We start from the raw sequence: 18,234 nt of genomic DNA on the forward strand, positions 1-18,234 counted from the left end.
GCCGCCCCGATGCAGGCGAGGGCCAGACAGTTCGCAGAATGCGTGGAGATCGCCCGATGACCACCACCCAGGCCCTGATCGCCTTCAGCCTCGCCGCCGGCCTGCTGACCATCACGCCGGGGCTCGACACCGCCCTGGTGCTGCGCACGGCGGCGGCCGAGGGCTGGCGGCGAGCGGCGGCCACGGCGGCGGGGATCGGCCTGGGCTGCCTGGCCTGGGGCGCAGCGGCGGCGTTCGGCGCGGGGGCCCTGCTGGTCGCCTCGCACACCGCCTACACGATCCTGAAATGGGCGGGAGCGGCCTATCTGGTCTGGCTGGGCGTGAACCTGCTGCGCAAGCCGCGGACCCGGTTTGACGCCGAAGCGGGCGCGACGGCGCCGAGCGGCGGACTGGTCGCCGCCCTGGGCAAGGGCTTCTGGAACAACCTTCTGAACCCCAAGGTCGGGGTGTTCTACGTGTCGTTCCTGCCGCAGTTCATTCCGGCCGGCGCCAGTCCCGCCGCCTTCGGCCTGCTGCTGGCCTCGATGCACGTGGTCATGGGCCTGGCCTGGTCCGGCGGACTGATCCTGGCCACGGCCCCGATCGCCAAGGCCCTGCGCCCGCCGGGCGTGGTCAAGTGGCTGGACCGGGTGACCGGCGGGGTGTTCGTGGCCTTCGGCGTACGGATCGCGTTGGAGCGGCGGTAGGGGCGCTAGGCGTTCATGCCTCGCCGGATTCCAACCCCCGCAGATAGGCCTGGAACATTTCGACCATGGCGTCGCTGTAGGCGACGATCTCGGCCTCGGTTCGCGGCGTCTCCGAGAACGCCTTGCCCACCTGGCTGAGCGTGGCCTTGATCAGGTCGCCGGCCAGGACCCGTCGGGTCTCCGGGGCTGCGGGCAGCACCTCGCGCAGGAAACCCTGGACGATGTCGGCGCCCGCCGTCTTGGCGTCCTGGGCCTCGGGTGCGTCGCGATAGAGGGGAGCGGCGTCGTTGAGCGCCACGCGCATTTCAGCTTCCTCGCATTCGGAGCGGATGAAGGCGTGGACCAGGGTGCGCAGCCGCTCGAACGGCGGGCGGTCAACGTCCTCGAGGATGGCGCGCAACAGATGGGTGGTCTGGCGCCATTCGTCGCTCTGCAGCCGGAACAGGATCGCGGCCTTGTTGGGGAAGTACTGATAGACCGAGCCGACGCTGACCCCGGCCTTCTCGGCCACCCGCGCGGTGGTGAAGCGGCCCGCGCCCTCCTTTGCCAAAACCTGAACAGCAGCCTCCAGCATGGCCGAGACGAGTTCCGTCGAGCGCGCCTGGCGAGGCTGCTTTCGCGAGGAAATCCGGGGGCTTGGGCGATCGGTCATCGGGGCCTGGGGCGATGCGAATAGTCAATCTGACGAATTAGTCGCATTTTTCGAGGCGGCGCAAGGACGCGCCTTTCAGACCGGAATTTCCCATGAACACCCTGACCACCGCCCCGGTGGCGCCCCTGCTGGATCGTCTGTTCGAGGAGGCCGACGCCGCCTCGCCGATGAACAGTCCCCTGGCGGCGGCCCTGTCGGTCGAACAGCGTCGGCGCCTGATGCAGAGCAAGACCGACTATCTCGACTTCTACAGCCAGATGAAGGACTTCCCGCTGCCCGTGTCCCGCGAGACCGGCCTGCTGCTCTACATGCTGGCCCGCGGCTGCGAGGCCCGCACGATCGTCGAGTTCGGGACCTCGTTCGGCGTCTCGACCCTCTACCTGGCCGCGGCCCTGCGCGACAACGGCGGCGGCGTGCTGATCACCAGCGAGTTCGAGCCGTCCAAGATCGAGCGAGCCCGCGGCAATCTGGTGTCCGGCGGCCTGATCGACCTGGTCGAGCTCCGCGAAGGCGACGCCCTGAAGACCCTGGCCGTGGACCTGCCCGAGACCATCGACCTGCTGCTGCTGGACGGCGCCAAGGCCCTCTATCCCGAGATCCTGAACCTGGTGGAAAGCCGTCTGCGGCCGGGCGCCCTGATCGTCGCCGACAACGCCGACTACAGTCCCGAATACCTGGCGCGCGTCCGCTCGCCGGCGGAAGGCTACCTGTCCACGCCGTTCGCCGGGGACGTCGAGCTGTCCATGCGGATCGGCTGAACCGGTAGGGATCGAGGTCCGACGCGCGGCGGCGATGCGCCGCGCTTCGGACCTCAGGCTTCGGCCAGCGCCTTGACCCCGCCGTCGGCGTCCGGCGTCACCACGAAGCGCTTGAGCACGGTGGTCTGGTAGGCCTGGTCCTGGATCGTCGACACCGCGATCAACTCGCCCGTCGCCCGACCGTGCTCCAGGGTCAGCAGCAGGAAGCCCTTGGCGCTGGGGTGGAGGTATTTCACCTCCTTGTTGCGGGCCATGAAGGCCTCGCCGATCGGCACGCCGGGCAGATAGTCGCCATAGCCGGGCGAAGTCACCGAGGTGACGCCGAACTCGGCCGCCACCCGCTTGACGCCGGCCTGGTCCCACAGCTCGTTGGCCCAATACATGTGGCTGTCGCCCGACAGCACGATCGGCCGGGCCTTGCTGGCCTTGAAGATGTCGTAGACCCGCTCGCGGTCGACCGGATAGCCGTCCCAGGCGTCGAGATTGGACGGGATGTCGAACGCCGACAGGGCGGCGGCGCGCTCCAGCGGCGTGCGGACATAGTCGGGCAGCCGCGCGGCCAGGGCGTCGTACTGGGCCGGCGACATCACCTGCCGAAGGTCGGCGTTGGCGACCCGGGCCATCACCACCTGGTTGCCCAGCACCTGCCAGGCGCTGGCCGCCTTCATCGAGGCGTCGACCTCGCGGGCCAGCCACTGCTCCTGCCCCTCGCCCATCATCCGGCGGGTCGGGTCTTTCCACTTGGCGGTGAAGGCGGCCACGTCGGGCTTGCCGTCGACCACCGGCAGGTCAGTCGCATAGTCCAGCTGGCGCGAACGGGCGGTCAGCCGGGTCTCGGTCATCAGCAGGGTGGCGACGTCGCCGAACTGGAACCGGCGCCAGGCCGCATCGGGCAGCGCGCCGGGCGCGGCTTCACGGATCGGCATCCACTCGTAATAGGCCTTCAGCGCCGCGGCCTTGCGCGTCGCCCAGTCGCCCTCCGTGTCCGGCTGGTGGTTCTCGGCCCCGCCGGTCCAGCTGTTGTCGGCGGTCTCGTGGTCGTCCCAGACCACGATCCACGGCGCCCGGGCGTGGGCGGCCTGCAGGGCGGGGTCGGTCTTGTACAGGGCGTGGCGACGGCGATAGTCGTCGAGGCTGAGGATCTCGCGCGGCGGGTCGGGAACCCTAGTCTTGGCGGTCGGCGCGTTCATCCCGTAGTCGCCCGGCGCGGCGCCATATTCATAGATGTAGTCGCCCAGGTGCAGCACCGCATCAACCCGGGGCAGCTTGGCGATCGCGTCATAGGCGTTGAAATAGCCGTTCGGATAGAGGCTGCACGACACCACCGCCAGCACCACGTCGCGAGTCGATCCGACGGGCAGGGTGCGGGTGCGGCCGCTCACGGTCGGCCCCGCCGCCTTGCCGGTCGGGCCGAGCCGGAAGCGATAGAAATAGTCGGTCGCCGGCTTCAGCCCCACCACGTCGACCTTGATCGTATGGTCGCGCGCGGCCTGGGCGCTGGCGCGGCCGCGCTTGACGATGGTCTTGAAGCCGGGGTCGGTCGCCACCTCCCAGCGCACGGCCGTCGGCCCGGCCGCGTCCGGCGCGGTGACCCGGGTCCACAGGATCACCCGGTCATGCAGAGGATCGCCCGAGGCCGCGCCATGGGCGAAGCGCGCCGGCGGCCGCCGGGACACGCGCTTGGGCGCAGCCACCGCTTCGCCGGCCGCGCTGGCGCCGCCCAGGCCGAGGAGGGCCAGGGCCCTGCGTCGATCGATGGTCATGATGGCTCTCCCCGAGGCGCGGTGTCGCTTGGCCGTCTGCGTTAGCCGCAGGACACAACAGGAGCATGACGGATGTCCAGCCAAGGCCTGCTCGTCCCCCGCGAAAAGCGAACGGGGGAAAGAGGGGCCCCGATCCGGAACCCCTCAGCAAGGTGGCGCCCGGGCCACGCATCGACTATCCCGTTGGCGAGCGACCGAGCAGGAGCGCGAAGACACCTTGATCCAGCCGCCCGGCCCGTCTTCGGACCCGCTCTCCGACCTGCCCGAAGATGAGATCGAAGACCTCGGCCCGTCCTCGCCGCCGGGCGAGACGCGGCCCGTCGAGATCGGCGGCGACCTCGCCGGTCTACGCCTCGACAAGGCCCTGGCCACGGCAGCCCCGGACCTGTCGCGCGCCCGGCTGCAAGCCCTGATCGCGGCCTGCCAGGTGTCGCTGCTGGCCGAGGGTCGCGAGCCCCGCATTCTCACCGACGGCTCGGCCAAGGCCGTCGCCGGCGTCTACCTCGTCACCGTGCCGCCGCCGGTCGCCGCCGATCCCTTGCCCGAAGCCATTCCGCTGACCGTGCTGTTCGAGGACGCCCATCTGATCGTCATCGACAAGCCGGCCGGCATGGCCGCCCATCCGGCTCCCGGCTGCGAGACCGGCACCCTGGTCAACGCCCTGCTGTTCCATTGCGGCGCCAGCCTGTCGGGGATCGGCGGGGTGGCCCGCCCGGGCATCGTCCATCGGCTCGACAAGGAGACCTCGGGCGTGATGGTCGCGGCCAAGACCGACGCCGCCCACCAGGGCCTGTCGGCGCTGTTTTCGACCCACGACATCGACCGCGTCTATATCGCCCTGACCCGCGGCGCGCCCCATCCGGCGGTGGGGACGATCGCAACCCGCTTGGGGCGCTCGCCGCATGACCGCAAGAAGATGGCGGTGCTGAAGGCCGGCGGCCGCGAGGCCGTCACCCACTATCGGGTCGAGAAGCCGTTCGGCCCGCCCGACAAGCCGCTGGCGGCTCGCGTCGCCTGCCGGCTGGAGACCGGCCGCACCCACCAGATCCGTGTCCACATGGCCAGCAAGGGCTCGCCCTGCCTGGGCGACCCGGTCTATGGCGCCGGCGCTCCGGCCGCTCCGATCAAGGCCGCCCTGCAGGCGATCGGCTTTTCCCGCCAGGCCCTGCACGCCTCGGTGCTCGGCTTCGTCCATCCCGTCACCGGCCAGTCCTTGCGCTTCGAGACGCCCCTGCCCCCTGACATGGCGGCGCTCGAAGCCGCCCTTGAAGCGCTGTGAGTCGATCCCCAGCTTCGCCTTGCGCCGCTGATACATTCAGGCCCTAATTCGGTTCCAGGCCGGGCCGATGATGCAGAGGTCGGAGATATGTCCATGTTCGCCCTTCGCCCCGCCCGATCCCTGCTGGCCCTGATCCTGCTGGCCGCGCCGCTGGCCCTGCCCGCCGCCGCCTTGGCCCGCGACGCGGCCGACGACGAGGTCGTCTCGACCGCCGCCCGCGCCGCCAAGCCGCCGACCGAGGCCGAACTCGCCAAGGCCCAGGCGGACGCCAAGGTCCAGGCCGACGCCGCCCGCGCCGCCAAGCCGGTCACCACCCAGGAGCAGGTCGCCGCCTGGCTGGCCGCCTCGCCGCCGATCGAGCGGGTCGACAACGGGCCGGTCGGCTATTCCAGCGGCCCCGCCGACGAGACCGCCAAGCGCCAGGTCCACGGTTCGATGGGCGTCAGCGTCGGCACCGGCGGCTATCGCAGCGCCTACGCCTCGACCCTGATCCCGGTCGGCGAGACCGGCACGCTGGGGATCGCCGTCAGCCAGACCGACTATGGCAAGCATGGCCGGGCGTATGGTTACGGCTATGGCGACCCGCTCGGCTATGGCGGTTACGGTGACTATGGCGACTATGGCGGCTATGGCGGCTGGGGCGCGCGCGGCGGCCGGTCGCAGTCCGTGGCCCTGTCGCTGGACATGACCGGAGGCCGCGGCAAGTCCGGCACGCCCGAGGGCTGCGCGCCCGGTTTCCGCGACGGCGACCGTTATGTCGAACCGGTCTGGGTGACCCAGATGCGCGGCGACCGGGCCTGTGCGGCCGCCGCTGACCGTCCCTGACCCCGCCTGGCGCTTCGCCTTCCGGGCGGGGCCGCTGGCGCCGCGTTCGCCGATACTTAAGAGCTTGCAGTCAAGGTGCCGGCCGAGACAAGGCTCTGGGCGCTATCGGACGTATGCATGCAGCCGGAAATTACCGCTTTCCATCACCCCGCCACCGGGCGGGTGACCTATCTGATCGTCGATCCGGCCACCCTCCTCTGCGCCTTTGTCGATCCGGTCCTCGACTATGATCCGCTGACCCAGGCGGTCGACACCGGCTTCGTCGACGCCATGGTCGCCCAGGTCCGGGCCCGCGACCTGGGCCCGACCTGGATTCTCGAAACCGGCGTCCATACCGATCACCTGTCGGCGGCCGGCCACCTGAAATACGAGACCGGCGCCTCGATCTGCATCGGGGCGGGCGTGCTCGACAGCCTGCAGCGCCTGACGCCGGCGCTCGGCGCCGACGGCGTCGACCTTCAGGGCTGGGACTTCGACAAGCTGGCCCAGGACGGCGAGGCCCTGCCGATGGGCGGGATCGAGATCACCGCCATCGCCCTGCCCGGCCGTCTGCCCGGCGCCGTGGCCTACCAGATCGGCGACGTGGTCTTCGCCGGCTGCGCCATCCTGCCGCCCGACCAGGGCCTCGCCGACAGCGACGTCCCCGGGGCTGACGCCGCCGGCCTGCACGCCGCCGCCCGCCGACTGCTGGACTTGCCGCCGCAAACCCGGCTGCTGCTTGGCCAGGTCGGCGCCGAGGCCGAGGCCTGGGACACCACCGTCGCCCAGCAGAGGGTCGGCAATATCGACGCCGGCGACGCGGTCCCGGTCGCCGCTTTCGCGGCCCGCCGCGCCAGCGCTCTGACCTCGCCCGGACCGCTGACGGCGCCGGCCCTGCAAGTCGCCGTCCGCGCCGGTCGCCTGCCGCCTGTCGACGCCGCCGGCCTTCGCTTTCAGGCTGTCGATATCAGTACGCTTTAAAAACGGACTTGCCTTGCCGTCCGGCCTGACCTCCTAATGCTTCGTACGCGAAGGATCAGGAGACCCGCCATGAGCACCGACGCCGGCGACAAGAGCGCCGAACTGACCATCGCCCAGGCCGACAACCTGCCCGGCCTGCTGGGCCTGGAGTGGAGCGAGGCGGTCCATGGCCGGGTGCGCGGCCGCATGACGGTGGCCCGCCGCCACATGGCCCCCAACGGCTTCCTGCACGCCGCCAGCGTCATCGCCCTGGCCGACTCCGCCTGCGGCTATGGCTGCGTGGTCTCTCTGCCCGACGGCGCTAGCGGCTTCACCACCATCGAGCTGAAGTCCAACTTCCTGGGCACGGCGCGCGAAGGGGCCGGCGTCGCCTGCGAAGCCAGCCTGGTCCACGCCGGCCGCGCCACCCAGGTCTGGGACGCCGTCGTCACGGCAGAGGCCACCGGCAAGACCATCGCCCTGTTCCGCTGCACCCAGATGGTCCTCTATCCGAAGGCCTAGCCACGAAGGCCGCCCCGCGACACAAAAGCTTGTCACAAGCCCTTGCACTCTTTCGGCGACGCCGCTAGGTATCCCGCCCTCACTCAAGGCACGCCCACGGGCGGCCCCTGAAGACCCCCTGGAGAGGTGGCAGAGTGGTCGAATGTACCGCACTCGAAATGCGGCGTGCCTGGAAGGGCACCGTGGGTTCGAATCCCACCCTCTCCGCCATTACCTACATCCTAGTCCGTAGTTGCAACGCGCCTGACGCGGCGATTACCGCCGCACTCGCACCGTGCGCTGGAATTCGGCGGGGGTGCGGTCGAACGCCTGGCGGAAGGCGGCGCTGAAGTGGCTGTGGCTGGAGAAGCCGAGGTCGAGGGCCAGGCCGGTAAGGTCTTCACAGCGGCCTAGGAGGTCCAACGCCCGGGCCAGGCGCAGCCGCAGCTGGTAGCGATAGAGCGGCACGCCCTCCACCTGCTGGAAGACCTGGGTGAGGTAGACCGGCGAGACGCCGATCTCGGCGGCGATCTCGGCCAGGGTCCAGCGGCGGCCCAGGTCCGTCGCCAGGGCCAGCTTGGTGCGATCCACCAGCTTGCGGCGGCCGAAGCTGGCGGCCGGAGCGTGGGAGGTCCGCTCGCCCAGCGCCCGACGAACCAGGGTCAGGGCCAGGGTCTCGGCCTCCAAGGTCTCCAGGGCGCCGCGCCCCAGGCCATGGCGCAGCAGCGCCACCAGCGCCTGGGCCCGCGGGTCGACGCCCCGCCTCTGGCGGCTGAAGCTGACCGGTCCGGGGCAGCGCAGCTGGTCCTTGGGCGCGAGCTCGGCCAGCATCTCGTCGCTGAGCGACAGGGACAGGCAGGCGTCGCCGCCCCCCACCGGATGGCTGACGCGGAAGCCCTCCTCGGTGTTGAGGAACACCACCTGGTTCGGCTCGGCCACAGCCTCCTGCTCGCCCAGGTGATGGACGAAGATGCCCCGATAGGGAAAGACCAGGTGGGTGCCCTGGGCGCATTCCTCCGGGCTCTTGTGGCGGCAGGCGCCGTCGCAGGCCACGTCGAACAGCGACACCGTCCGGGTGGCGAGCAGCTGTTCGACGGCATATTCGCTCATCGCTGGCGACGGGCTCCTGCTGGCGCACGGCTCCATCAGGCGACGGGCCCTTCCCGCCACAGCCGACGCGCTTCCTCGGCGATGATATCCGGATATTCCTCGGGAAAGAACAGTTTCGCTTCGGCGATGCGCCGGACGCCCTCAACCCTCGGCATCAGCCGGGCCAGATAGTCGGGATTGGCCGTCGAGAAGATGGTGTCGCTCATGCCCCAGACGATGCGGGTGGGAATGGCGCAATCACGCAGTCCGGTCTCGGTCCCCGCCAAGGGATTGGGCTTCAGGCCCAGGGCGTAGCGATTGGCCAGGTCCTTGCGCTCCAGCGACGACAGGATCGGGCCGAGATACTGCTCGATCGCCGCGTCGGTGGGATGGGCCGGATTGGAAAAGCACATGCCGCCCAGGCCGCCCGCCGCCCGGGCCTTGGCCTTGTCCTTCAGCCAGGGTTCGAGCCAGGCGTCCGGCCAGATCCCGGCATAGGCCAGTTCGAACACCGGCTGCAGGGCGGCCGGGGGGCTGTCGGGCTCGACGTCGCAATTGGTCAATAATATCGTCCGTACACGGCGCGGATAGCGGAGAGCGAAGAGCTGGGCCACCGCCCCGCCGCTGTCATTGGCGACCAGATCGACGCTGTCGACCGACAGCACGTCGAGGAAAGCCGCCAGCATCGCGACCTGATCCTGCGGCGTCACGCCCTGGCCGGGCGCGACCTCGGTACGGCCCAGGGCCATGAAGTCGGGGGCCAGGCAGCGGCGCACGTCGCTCAGCCGGTCGATGGCCCCGCGCCACTGGAAGCTGCTCAGCGGAAAGCCGTGCAGGAACAGGGCGGCCGGGCCCTGGCCGCGGTCGATATGGGCGACGCGCCCGAAGCGGGTCGGCGCGAAGCGGCGCTCGCGGTCATGGCGCCGGGCCGCGGCTGCGTCGGCCTCGGCGTCGGACAGATCGAGCGCGCGGGCGGCGCCACCCATCGCGATGAAGGCGGCCAGGCCGCCGGCGGCGGCGAGCCAGCGGCGGCGGTCGAGGTCGCCGGATCGGGGCTGGACGGATCGGGTCATCGCTCAGGCCTCCGAGCCGGCGATGGCCGCCTGGGCCTCACCCAGCAGCAGGGCGCAGTCCTGGCAGCAGACCTCGACGGCCCGGCCGCCGAGGGTGACGGTGATGATGTCGGTCTCAAGTTCGCAGTCGCAGGCGGCGCAGGTTCTATCGTCCATCGGTGTGCTCCCTGGTCTAATGATCGTGGACGGATTGAACCGGATCGCCCGGCGCGGCGCTGTCAGGATCTTTAGCGACCTGCTCGGCGGGAAAGCCGAAGCTGAGGCTGGAGAACAGGGTTTCGAAGTCGACCTCCTCGGAGGCCGGCAAGGGCCTGGTCCACACCACGTTCAGTAGCCAGGCGCCGCGCGACGGCATCGAGAACCGGGCGCGGCCGGCGGCGTCGGTGCGATGGCGCTCGACCGGCTCGGCGTCGTGGGCCAGGTCGGTCAGCTTGACCAGAGCGCCGGCCAGCGGACGCCCCTGGTAGAACACCCGCACGGGCAGATCGGCGGCATGGCCGGCATAGGGCGAGCGCTCCGGCACGATCTCCAGCGCCAGGCCGAGGGGCTGCAACGCCTGTCGCTGCGCGGCGGGGTCGACGGGACCCACCTGGATCAGCGCCTTCGAGATCCGGCCGTAGCGCTCGGCGCCGTCGACCCCGGTCCGGCCGAGCCGCCGCCGCGCTTCGATCGCCGGGGTCAGGCCCTCGTCGACCAGATAGGCGTTGAAGCGGGCGGCCGGTTGGTGGCTCTGGGCGCGGGTGTCGGTCTCCAGCGCCAGCACGTGCAGTCCCGGGGCGGTCAGGCGAAGGTCGCCGTCATCGGCGCCGCCGGGATGCAGCGCCTCGCCCAGGTCGAGCCGCCTGCCGTCCGGAGCCTGCACGAAGGCGCTGGTGATCCGCGCCCGGCGGATCGCCGAGCGCTGGCGCTCGCCGGCGTGGCCGACCTGCAGGCTCAGCGAGGTGGTCGCGCCGGGTCCCGGCCAGTAGGTTTGCGGCTGGACCCAGAAATCATGGGCGGCGGCGGGCGCGGCGGTCAGGCTGACCAGGGCGAGCGCCGTCAAGACGGTGCGGATTCTAAAGCGCATGTCGGCTCCTGATGTAGTCGGGGGCATATGAGAGACTCCGGCTCACGGCTTGGCCGCGACCGGCGGCGGCGCCAGGAACGGGAAGACGGCGTCGGAAACGGGCTGCTCGTCGCGCTCGACGCCGTCGCTGACGCCGGTGTCGGTTCCGTCGACCAACTGCGAGCGATAGACGTTGACGGCGCTGTAGCTGGGCGCGCGACCGCCGCAGTCGCCGGCCAGCGCCGATCGACCAGCCAGGACGGCCTGTTCGACGGCCAGCAACCGGGCGCAGGTGCGCGCGGCGCTGTTGACCCAAAGACGGTCGTCGGCCAGCAGAGCGGCGAGGGCGTGATAGCGACCCGGCTCGGCGCGCGGACCGGCCAGCAGCTGGTCGCCGCAGCGGCCGTTGAAGGCGTCGTAGAGTCCCAGGGCCTTTTCGATTTCGGCGGCGAAGGGCTGGCCGGTCGCCGGCGTGGCGGCGTTGTAGGCCTCCTTCAGCCGGTCGCTTTCGGCCTCGGCCGCGATTGTGCCCAGCAGGGCGTTGCCGGTCAGCGGCCGCCCCATGCGGTCGACCTGGCGCTCGGCCGAGCGCGTGCTGGCCCACACCGCCAGCAACGGCCCGCCCCGGGCGACGGCGGCAAGGTCGACCTCGACGACGATCGTGGCCGGGGTCCAGCCGGCCAGGAAGTTGCGGGCCGGGCCGCCGTCGGTGTGGCCCCAACGGTCGCGGATCGCCGCCACCGTGGCGGCGTCGAAGGCGGGACATCCGGCCGGATCGACCGGCGCGCCGCTGGCCAGGGCCTTGGCCGCCACGTCATAGGCGGCCCGCGTGCCGCGCACATTGTTGAAGAACGGATCATCCCGCAGGCCGGCGAACACGCGGAACCGGCCCTTCCGACTGACCAGGCCGGCGGGATCGTCGGCCGGGCCGGAGGCGGCGTCGATATCGCCGAGCCGGCAATCGATCCGACCAGGCTCGGGGAAGCGGCAGGCCAGGGTGATGCTGGACGGCGTGACGCCGAACCGGGGGCCGCTGTCGATATGGATGGCGTAGGTCAGCCGATCGGAGAACCCGTGGCCGACGATGGGCAGCGCGAGGTTCAGCCGGCGGCCGTCGGGCGAGGTCCAGGCGTAGAGGTCGCCGATGTCGGCGCGAGGGTCGGCGATCACGCTGGGCGTATCCAGGTGATCGGAAGCCTGGGCGGCGGTTGAAAGGCCGAACGCGGCCAGGGCGGCGAGGATGGGAAGGGCGTGGCGCATGGGATCCGACAGTCAGTGAGCGGTCCCGAGCAGAAGCCCTGGACGCGCGATCGGCGCTGTCGGATTCTTTAGCGATCGGCTAGCGGCGCGGCCTGTGGAAGGCGTCCGGCGCCAGGGCCCGGGGCGTGAAGCGGGCTTCGCGGATCGCGCCCTTGAAATAGTCGACCCGGTTCATCCGCGCCCCGACGGACGCGCGGCCTGGCCCCTGCGGCTTGAAGGCGATGGCGGCCTCGCCCTGCAACTGGCCGTCGACATAGGACCGATAGGTCGCACCGTCACAGGTCTGGGCGACGTGATGCCAGCGGCCGACCGGGAACAGCTTGTCGGGGAAGATCAGGGTCTGCTTGTAGCCGGGCCCGTTGGCGAAGGCGTCCAGGCACCATTGGTCGCCAAAGACGCGGATTTCGAACATCAGCCGCGTAGCGGGGGCGCTCGGATCGAGCGGCGGGTCCTCGGCCAGGTGAAACCAGCGCTGGGCCTGGGCGCCGCCGTCGGGCCGGAACACGGCCTCGAAGGTGAAGGCCGCCGCGCCGGCCAGGGGATGCCTGTCGATCAGCAGCCGATCCCCCACGCCGTCGAACTGGACTGCCTGCCCCCAAGGCGAGTCGACCAGCTTCGGCGCGCCTTCGACCTGGGTCGGCGCTCCGCCGATGTCGACAAGGCGGTCGAAGGTCCACAGAGTCTGGCCGCGGCGCTTCGCCGGCTTGGCCTCGCCGGTTCGGCCCGCCATCAAGCCGACGGCCGTCGCGCCAGCCCCCGCGAGGACTTCTCGCCGTTTCCAACCGTCCGTCACGCCAATCTCCTCCACGACCGTTCGGTGGATATTGGCATGTTTGAGGTGACACGAAGAGTTCCATTCTATAGGAATAACTCTCATAATATGAAAGTCCATCGCAAGCCGTCTTGCGCAGCCCGGACCCGGCCATGACCCCCAATCCCCTTCTCGGCGTCCTCTTCCACTGGATGGGCGGCCTGGCCTCGGCCAGCTTCTACGTGCCCTATCGCGGCGTGCGCCGCTGGTCCTGGGAGATCTTCTGGCTGACCGGGGGCCTGTTCTCCTGGCTGATCGCGCCGTGGTTCTTCGCCGCCGTCCAGACCCGCGACCTGCTGGGGGTGATGGCCCAGACGCCGGACCGCATCGCCGGCCTGTGCGTGCTGTTCGGCGTGCTCTGGGGCTTCGGCGGCCTGACCTACGGTCTGACCATGCGCTATCTGGGCCTGTCGCTGGGCATGGCCGTGGTGCTGGGCCTGTGCACGGTGTTCGGCACCCTGATCCCGCCGATCGTCCAGGGCGACTTCGGCGAGAAGCTGCTGGGCACGGCCTCGGGCCAGATCATCCTGTTGGGGCTGGGCGTCACCCTGGCCGGGATCGTCGTCGTGGCCCTGGCCGGCGCCCGCAAGGATGCGGCGCTGTCCGAAGACGCCAAGAAGGCGGCGATCGCCGAGTTCGACTTCAGGAAGGGGATCGCCGTTGCGGTGTTCTCGGGGATCATGTCCAGCTGCTTCGCCTTCGGCCTGGCCGCCGGCGAGCCGATCAAGGCGATCTCGGCGACGGCCGGGACGGGACCGCTGTGGACCGGCCTGCCGGTGCTCTGCCTGGTGATGTTCGGCGGCCTGCTGACCAACGGCGTCTGGTGCGCCTGGCTGATCGTCCGCAATCGGAGCGTCGGCCAGTGGCTCGGCGGGTCCAGCGCCGCCGAACATGCGCCGGCCAGCCAGTCGACCGACGCCGAGCACCCCGCCCCCGTCGAGCCCGGACGGCTGGCCGAGGCGCCGGCTGCGACCGGCCGCCCGCCGCTGTTGGCCAACTACCTGCTGTGCGCCCTGGCCGGCACGGCCTGGTACTTCCAGTTCTTCTTCTACACGATGGGCGAAAGCCAGATGGGCCGGTTCGGCTTCTCCAGCTGGACCCTGCACATGGCCTCGATCATCATCTTCGGCACGCTGTGGGGCTTCGCCTTCCGCGAATGGAAAGACGCCCGGCCCGGCGTGCGCGCCCTGGTCTGGACCGGTGTCGGCCTGCTGGTCCTGGCCACCGTGATCATCGGCTACGGCAACCGCATCGGCGCGGCCTAAAACGATCGACAAGCCGCGCGACGAACCGGCCTTGCCGGGGTAGCGTCCCGCCGCGTCCGGTCGAAGGAGTCGTTTCGTGAGCCATGATGATCGGGAGCCGCTGGCCGGGTCGGCGCTGGGCATGCCGGGATCGGTGGTCCTGTCCGACGAGGCCGCCGCCGCCCGCCCTTGGTGGAAGGACGCCGTCGTCTACCAGATCTATCCGCGCTCGTTCCTGGACAGCGACGGCGACGGGATCGGCGACCTGCCGGGGATCACCGCCAAGCTCGACTATCTGCAGGCCCTGGGCGTCGACGTCGTCTGGCTGTCGCCGCACTTCGACAGCCCCAACGCCGACAACGGCTACGACATCCGCGACTACCGCAAGGTGATGGCGCAGTTCGGCACCATGGCCGATTTCGACGCCATGCTGGCGGGGATGACCGCCCGCGGCATCCGGCTGATCATCGACCTGGTGGTCAACCACACCAGCGACGAGCACGCCTGGTTCGTCGAGAGCCGCAAGAGCCGCGACAATCCCTGGCGCGACTTCTACATCTGGCGCGACGGTCGGGACGGCGGCCCGCCCAACAACTATCCCGCCTTCTTCGGCGGCCCGGCCTGGACCTTGGATCCGGCGACCGGCCAATATTACCTGCACTATTTCGCGGCCAAGCAGCCTGACCTCAACTGGGAAAACCCGGCGGTCCGGGCCGAGGTCCAGGCGATCATGCGGTTCTGGCTCGACAAGGGCGTATCAGGGTTCCGGATGGACGTCATCCCGTTCATCGCCAAGCAACCCGGCCTGCCGGACCTGACGCCCGAGCAGTTGAAGGCCCCGCAATTCGTCTACGCCTCGGGCCCACGGCTGCACGACCATCTGCAGGACATGCGCCGCCAGGTGCTGGCCCCGTACGACGCCCTGGCGGTCGGCGAGGCGTTCGGGGTGAGGCCAGACGCGGCCCGCGACCTGATCGACAGCCGACGCGGCGAGCTCGACCTGGTGATCAATTTCGACATCGTGCGCATGGACATCGACGGCTGGCGCAAGACCGCCTGGACCCTGCCCCGGCTCAAGGCCCTGTTCAGCGAACTCGACGCGGCGACCGGGCCGTTCGGCTGGAACACGGTGTTCCTGTCCAACCACGACAATCCGCGTTCGGTGTCGCATTTCGGCGACGACGATCCGGCCTGGGTCGAGCGCTCGGCCAAGGTGCTGCTGACCCTGATCCTGACCCAGCGCGGCACGCCCTTTCTCTACCAGGGCGAAGAACTGGGCATGACCAACTATCCGTTCCGGACCCTGGACGACTTCGACGACCTGGAGGTGGCCGGCCGCTGGCGCGACCTGGCCGGGCGGGTGTCCGAGGCGGAATACCTGGCCCACGCCCGGGCCATGGGCCGCGACAACGCCCGCACGCCGATGCAGTGGACGGCCGGGCCGAACGGCGGCTTCACGACGGGCCGGCCCTGGCTGGCGGTCAATCCCAACGCCCAGACGATCAACGCCGAAGACCAGGCGGCCCGGCCGGACTCGGCGCTCAACTGGTGCCGCGCCCTGATCGCCTGGCGGCGCGGCTCGGCCGACCTGCGGTGCGGGATGTACCAGGACCTCGATCCCGACCACGACCAGGTCTTCGTCTATCGCCGCGGCGAGGGGTTGCTGGTGGTGCTGAACTTCGGGCGCGCGGCGGTGCGCTACCGCCCGCCCGACGGCCTGGCGGTCGACGGCCTCGCTTTCGGCCAGGCGGAAGTCGTTGGGCAGGTCGTGGGGCTGGAAGGCTGGACGGCGGCGATCCTCGCCGTCCGCGATGTCCCCTGACGCCGGCGCCTACGCCTTGAAGAAGGCCCGCAGGTCCGAGGACGAGTTGGAGCACGAGGCTCCTACGGCTGGAGTGTGATCTGGTCGATCACCCAGGTCGGATCGACGCTCGTCGCCGTAAAGCCAAAACACAGGTCATGACGGCCGCCCATCCTCGGGATCGTCGCCGTCAAGGTCGAGAGGCCCGATCGCCGGCCGGCGTCGCCGAGCGGCAGGACGGCGATCTTCTCTCCCTCGCAGCCGTCGACACGGACCTCCAGCTCACCCTGCGAGGTGGCGGGCGGCCGCAGGCGGATCTTGGCCCTGTCCGCGCCGATCTGGAAGTTGAAGGGAACCTGGCCGATGCGCGCGGTCAGCACCAAGCCGGTCGAAAGGTCGGCGTCCCGCCAGATCCAGCAGGGATTCATCAGATCGACCGCGAACACCGCGCGCTGTCCGTCGCGCGGGGCGTCATCCTCCAGCGACAGGTTGATCCCGTCGCTGCAGAGCTCGAGCTGTTGGCTGACCCGGGTCGTCGCCAGAGCGGACGGGGAATAGGCGCGGACCCGGCCCAAGGGCTTGCCGTCCAGGAAGGTCGCGGCCCGCAAGGCGGCGGCGACTGGGGCCCGGATCGGTCCGTCATAGGGCGGCGAGGCCATGGTCGGGGCCTTGCCGTCCAGCGTGTAGCGGATCTGGCCGAGGTCCAGGCCGTTGGCGAGGGCCAGATGATCGCCGGCCCCGTCGCGGACGAGGCTCGCCTGGGGCTCGAACGGCGCGGTGTCGTAGCCGACGCCCAGGACGTCCAGCCGGGCGGTTGCCGCCGGCAGACGGGCGGCGAAGCTCTGCCAATCACGACGATCGGTCGGCGTCCAGCCGTTCTCGGCCACGGCGATCAGCCGGGGGAAGATCATAGCCTGCAGGCGCGCGTCTGTGCGCATGTGTTCGGTGAAGGCGGTGGCCTCCAGCCCGAGGATGTGGCCCCGCTGGGCCGGCGTCAGGGCGGCGGGGGAGGCATCGAAGTCGTAGACGTTCCTGAGGCTGATGATCTTGATCCGGCCGGGCGGCTCGTCGGGCGAGGCGCTCTGGCGGCGATCGAAATAGAGGGTGCTGTCGGGAGCCAGCACCGCGTCGTGGCCTTGCGAGGCGGCGGCGACCGCGCCGTCGACGCCCCGCCAGGACATCACGGCCGCATTGGGGGCCAGGCCGCCCTCGAGGATCTCGTCCCAGCCGATCATCCGCCGGCCGCGGGTGTTGATGTGTCTTTCGATCCGCTGGATGAACCAGCTTTGCAGGCCGTGCTCGTCCCGGACCCCCAGTTCCCGGATCCTTGCCTGGACGGCGGGACTGGCCTTCCACTGGTCCTTGACCGCCTCGTCGCCGCCGACATGGATATAGTCGGACGGGAACAGGTCCATGACGTCGTCGAGCACGTCGTCGAGGAAGGCGAACGTCTGGTCATCGACATTGTAGAGGTAGGGAAACACGCCCCAGTCGCCCATGGCCGCGCGCGGCGGGGCCGGGGTCATGCCGTGCTGCGGATAGGCCACCAGGGAGGCCAGGGCGTGGCCGGGCATCTCGATCTCGGGGACGATGGTGATCCCGCGCGCGGCGGCGTAGGCGACGAGGTCCCGCACCTGGTCCTGGGTGTAGAAGCCGCCGTAACGGACGGTCCGGCCGGTCCGGGCGTCGTGGCCCGCCGCCCCGGCCGGGGTCCGCCAGGCGCCCTGCGCGGTCAGCCGGGGATATTTTCGGATCTCCAGCCGCCAGCCCTGATCGTCGACCAGGTGCCAGTGCAGGACGTTGAGCTTGTGGACGGCCATAGCGTCGAGAATCGCCTTGATCGTCTCCACCTTCTGGATATGGCGGGCGCTGTCGAGCATCAGGCCGCGCCAGGCGAAGCGGGGACTGTCGACGATCGCGACGGCCGGCAGGCTGACGGGACCCTGGCCGGCGTCCTGCACCGCCAGCTGCCAGACGCTGACCGCGCCGTAGAACAGGCCCGCGCGGCTGGTTGCGGTGACGGTGACGCCGGTCGGGGCGACCTCGAGGGCGTAGGCTTCGAGACTATCGCTTGAGGCCTTGCCCGTCCCGCGCCCCAGGACGATGGCGGATTCGCCGGCGGGAGGCGCGCCCGCCACGATGGTCGGGCGCAGGCGCCGGGCCTTGAACAACATATCGGCGAGCTGGCCGGCCACGACCCTGGCCTCGATATCCCCCGGAGCGACGAAGATCCGCGTCCGGACGGTCAGGGCGAAGGTCCCCTGCCCGATCTCGGCATGGGCCGGGGCGGGTGTCAGGGCGAGAGCCGAGCCATCCATGACGGCGGAGGCGGCGAAACTGGCCGTGGCGAGCGCCAGACCGGCGACAGACACCATCACGGCGGCGGTGAGCTTGGCGAAGGACATCGAAAGCGGGCTCATAGACGGGTGCTCGGTCAACGGACGGCAAAAAGGCGGGCGGAGCGCCTGAACGCTCCGCCCCAGCTCCGTGCTTGCAGTCAGGAGGAGA

General features: G+C 70.4%; 17 protein-coding genes and 1 tRNA gene. 9 read left to right on the forward strand and 9 right to left on the reverse strand.

Annotation, left to right across the window (positions count from 1 at the left end):
* The first annotated feature begins 56 nt into the window (after positions 1-56).
* Positions 57-686 carry a LysE family translocator gene (locus ACIPQB_RS14200; RefSeq protein WP_446485888.1) on the forward strand — a complete coding sequence of 210 codons (630 nt, stop codon included), beginning with the start codon at positions 57-59 and terminating at the stop codon, positions 684-686.
* Between the two features lie 13 nt (positions 687-699).
* Here ACIPQB_RS14200 and ACIPQB_RS14205 read toward each other — a convergent pair whose 3' ends face one another.
* Positions 700-1,338, reverse strand: a complete 639-nt coding sequence (locus ACIPQB_RS14205; protein WP_446485889.1) for a TetR family transcriptional regulator — start codon at positions 1,336-1,338, stop codon at positions 700-702.
* Between the two features lie 92 nt (positions 1,339-1,430).
* Between ACIPQB_RS14205 and ACIPQB_RS14210 the strand changes: the two genes are divergently transcribed.
* Positions 1,431-2,096, forward strand: coding sequence for an O-methyltransferase (locus tag ACIPQB_RS14210; protein WP_446485890.1), 666 nt, complete (start codon positions 1,431-1,433; stop codon positions 2,094-2,096).
* Positions 2,097-2,149: 53 nt separating this feature from the next.
* Here the strand turns inward: ACIPQB_RS14210 and ACIPQB_RS14215 are convergent, their stop codons facing one another.
* A complete protein-coding gene (locus ACIPQB_RS14215; protein WP_446485891.1) occupies positions 2,150-3,859 on the reverse strand; it encodes an alkaline phosphatase D family protein in 1,710 nt (569 codons plus the stop codon).
* Positions 3,860-4,133: 274 nt separating this feature from the next.
* Between ACIPQB_RS14215 and ACIPQB_RS14220 the strand changes: the two genes are divergently transcribed.
* From ACIPQB_RS14220 to ACIPQB_RS14240, 5 genes are all read left to right on the forward strand, one after another.
* Positions 4,134-5,138 carry an RluA family pseudouridine synthase gene (locus ACIPQB_RS14220; RefSeq protein ID WP_446485961.1) on the forward strand — a complete coding sequence of 335 codons (1,005 nt, stop codon included), beginning with the start codon at positions 4,134-4,136 and terminating at the stop codon, positions 5,136-5,138.
* Positions 5,139-5,231: 93 nt separating this feature from the next.
* Positions 5,232-5,963: a hypothetical protein gene (locus ACIPQB_RS14225; protein ID WP_446485892.1), complete on the forward strand. Its 732-nt coding sequence runs from the start codon at positions 5,232-5,234 to the stop codon at positions 5,961-5,963.
* A 117-nt stretch (positions 5,964-6,080) separates the two neighbouring features.
* Positions 6,081-6,923: an MBL fold metallo-hydrolase gene (locus ACIPQB_RS14230; protein WP_446485893.1), complete on the forward strand. Its 843-nt coding sequence runs from the start codon at positions 6,081-6,083 to the stop codon at positions 6,921-6,923.
* Between the two features lie 69 nt (positions 6,924-6,992).
* A complete protein-coding gene (locus ACIPQB_RS14235) occupies positions 6,993-7,424 on the forward strand; it encodes a PaaI family thioesterase (protein ID WP_446485894.1) in 432 nt (143 codons plus the stop codon).
* A 120-nt stretch (positions 7,425-7,544) separates the two neighbouring features.
* A tRNA-Ser gene (locus ACIPQB_RS14240) sits at positions 7,545-7,634 on the forward strand.
* A 45-nt stretch (positions 7,635-7,679) separates the two neighbouring features.
* Here the strand turns inward: ACIPQB_RS14240 and ACIPQB_RS14245 are convergent.
* From ACIPQB_RS14245 to ACIPQB_RS14270, 6 genes are all read right to left on the reverse strand, one after another.
* Complete coding sequence (locus ACIPQB_RS14245) at positions 7,680-8,513, reverse strand: helix-turn-helix domain-containing protein (protein WP_446485895.1); 834 nt, start codon at positions 8,511-8,513, stop codon at positions 7,680-7,682.
* 35 nt (positions 8,514-8,548) lie between these two features.
* Complete coding sequence (locus tag ACIPQB_RS14250) at positions 8,549-9,565, reverse strand: alpha/beta fold hydrolase (RefSeq protein WP_446485896.1); 1,017 nt, start codon at positions 9,563-9,565, stop codon at positions 8,549-8,551.
* A gap of 3 nt (positions 9,566-9,568) precedes the next feature.
* Positions 9,569-9,721 (reverse strand): hypothetical protein, encoded by a 153-nt coding sequence (locus ACIPQB_RS14255; RefSeq protein ID WP_446485897.1) that lies wholly within the window; start codon positions 9,719-9,721, stop codon positions 9,569-9,571.
* A 16-nt stretch (positions 9,722-9,737) separates the two neighbouring features.
* A complete protein-coding gene (locus ACIPQB_RS14260; RefSeq protein WP_446485898.1) occupies positions 9,738-10,631 on the reverse strand; it encodes a DUF4198 domain-containing protein in 894 nt (297 codons plus the stop codon).
* Positions 10,632-10,673: 42 nt separating this feature from the next.
* Positions 10,674-11,870 carry a DUF4331 family protein gene (locus tag ACIPQB_RS14265; RefSeq protein WP_446485899.1) on the reverse strand — a complete coding sequence of 399 codons (1,197 nt, stop codon included), beginning with the start codon at positions 11,868-11,870 and terminating at the stop codon, positions 10,674-10,676.
* 79 nt (positions 11,871-11,949) lie between these two features.
* The gene (locus ACIPQB_RS14270; RefSeq protein ID WP_446485900.1) at positions 11,950-12,600 is read right to left on the reverse strand and encodes a LamG domain-containing protein; all 651 of its coding nucleotides are present in this window, start codon (positions 12,598-12,600) and stop codon (positions 11,950-11,952) included.
* Between the two features lie 194 nt (positions 12,601-12,794).
* Here ACIPQB_RS14270 and rhaT point away from each other — a divergent pair, with 194 nt between their 5' ends.
* Both rhaT and ACIPQB_RS14280 read left to right on the forward strand, forming a co-directional pair.
* Positions 12,795-13,946: an L-rhamnose/proton symporter RhaT gene (gene rhaT, locus ACIPQB_RS14275; RefSeq protein ID WP_446485901.1), complete on the forward strand. Its 1,152-nt coding sequence runs from the start codon at positions 12,795-12,797 to the stop codon at positions 13,944-13,946.
* Between the two features lie 76 nt (positions 13,947-14,022).
* On the forward strand, positions 14,023-15,747 hold the full coding sequence (locus ACIPQB_RS14280; RefSeq protein WP_446485902.1) for an alpha-glucosidase: 1,725 nt from the start codon (positions 14,023-14,025) through the stop codon (positions 15,745-15,747).
* 62 nt (positions 15,748-15,809) lie between these two features.
* Here the strand turns inward: ACIPQB_RS14280 and ACIPQB_RS14285 are convergent, their stop codons facing one another.
* Complete coding sequence (locus ACIPQB_RS14285; protein ID WP_446485903.1) at positions 15,810-18,131, reverse strand: family 20 glycosylhydrolase; 2,322 nt, start codon at positions 18,129-18,131, stop codon at positions 15,810-15,812.
* Positions 18,132-18,234 lie beyond the last annotated feature (103 nt).

It is taken from the genome of Caulobacter sp. LARHSG274, from assembly GCF_052871235.1.

Excerpts from the sequence above, each read along its gene's own strand:
- ACIPQB_RS14200 (WP_446485888.1), top strand. The coding sequence starts at position 57 with ATGACCACCACCCAGGCCCTGATCGCCTTCAGCCTCGCCGCCGGCCTG.
- ACIPQB_RS14230 (WP_446485893.1), top strand. The coding sequence starts at position 6,081 with ATGCAGCCGGAAATTACCGCTTTCCATCACCCCGCCACCGGGCGGGTG.
- ACIPQB_RS14270 (WP_446485900.1), bottom strand. The coding sequence starts at position 12,600 with ATGGCGGGCCGAACCGGCGAGGCCAAGCCGGCGAAGCGCCGCGGCCAG.
- rhaT (WP_446485901.1), top strand. The coding sequence starts at position 12,795 with ATGACCCCCAATCCCCTTCTCGGCGTCCTCTTCCACTGGATGGGCGGC.
- ACIPQB_RS14225 (WP_446485892.1), top strand. The coding sequence starts at position 5,232 with ATGTTCGCCCTTCGCCCCGCCCGATCCCTGCTGGCCCTGATCCTGCTG.
- ACIPQB_RS14210 (WP_446485890.1), top strand. The coding sequence starts at position 1,431 with ATGAACACCCTGACCACCGCCCCGGTGGCGCCCCTGCTGGATCGTCTG.
- ACIPQB_RS14245 (WP_446485895.1), bottom strand. The coding sequence starts at position 8,513 with ATGAGCGAATATGCCGTCGAACAGCTGCTCGCCACCCGGACGGTGTCG.
- ACIPQB_RS14255 (WP_446485897.1), bottom strand. The coding sequence starts at position 9,721 with ATGGACGATAGAACCTGCGCCGCCTGCGACTGCGAACTTGAGACCGAC.
- ACIPQB_RS14265 (WP_446485899.1), bottom strand. The coding sequence starts at position 11,870 with ATGCGCCACGCCCTTCCCATCCTCGCCGCCCTGGCCGCGTTCGGCCTT.
- ACIPQB_RS14235 (WP_446485894.1), top strand. The coding sequence starts at position 6,993 with ATGAGCACCGACGCCGGCGACAAGAGCGCCGAACTGACCATCGCCCAG.
- ACIPQB_RS14250 (WP_446485896.1), bottom strand. The coding sequence starts at position 9,565 with ATGACCCGATCCGTCCAGCCCCGATCCGGCGACCTCGACCGCCGCCGC.
- ACIPQB_RS14285 (WP_446485903.1), bottom strand. The coding sequence starts at position 18,131 with ATGTCCTTCGCCAAGCTCACCGCCGCCGTGATGGTGTCTGTCGCCGGT.
- ACIPQB_RS14205 (WP_446485889.1), bottom strand. The coding sequence starts at position 1,338 with ATGACCGATCGCCCAAGCCCCCGGATTTCCTCGCGAAAGCAGCCTCGC.
- ACIPQB_RS14260 (WP_446485898.1), bottom strand. The coding sequence starts at position 10,631 with ATGCGCTTTAGAATCCGCACCGTCTTGACGGCGCTCGCCCTGGTCAGC.
- ACIPQB_RS14215 (WP_446485891.1), bottom strand. The coding sequence starts at position 3,859 with ATGACCATCGATCGACGCAGGGCCCTGGCCCTCCTCGGCCTGGGCGGC.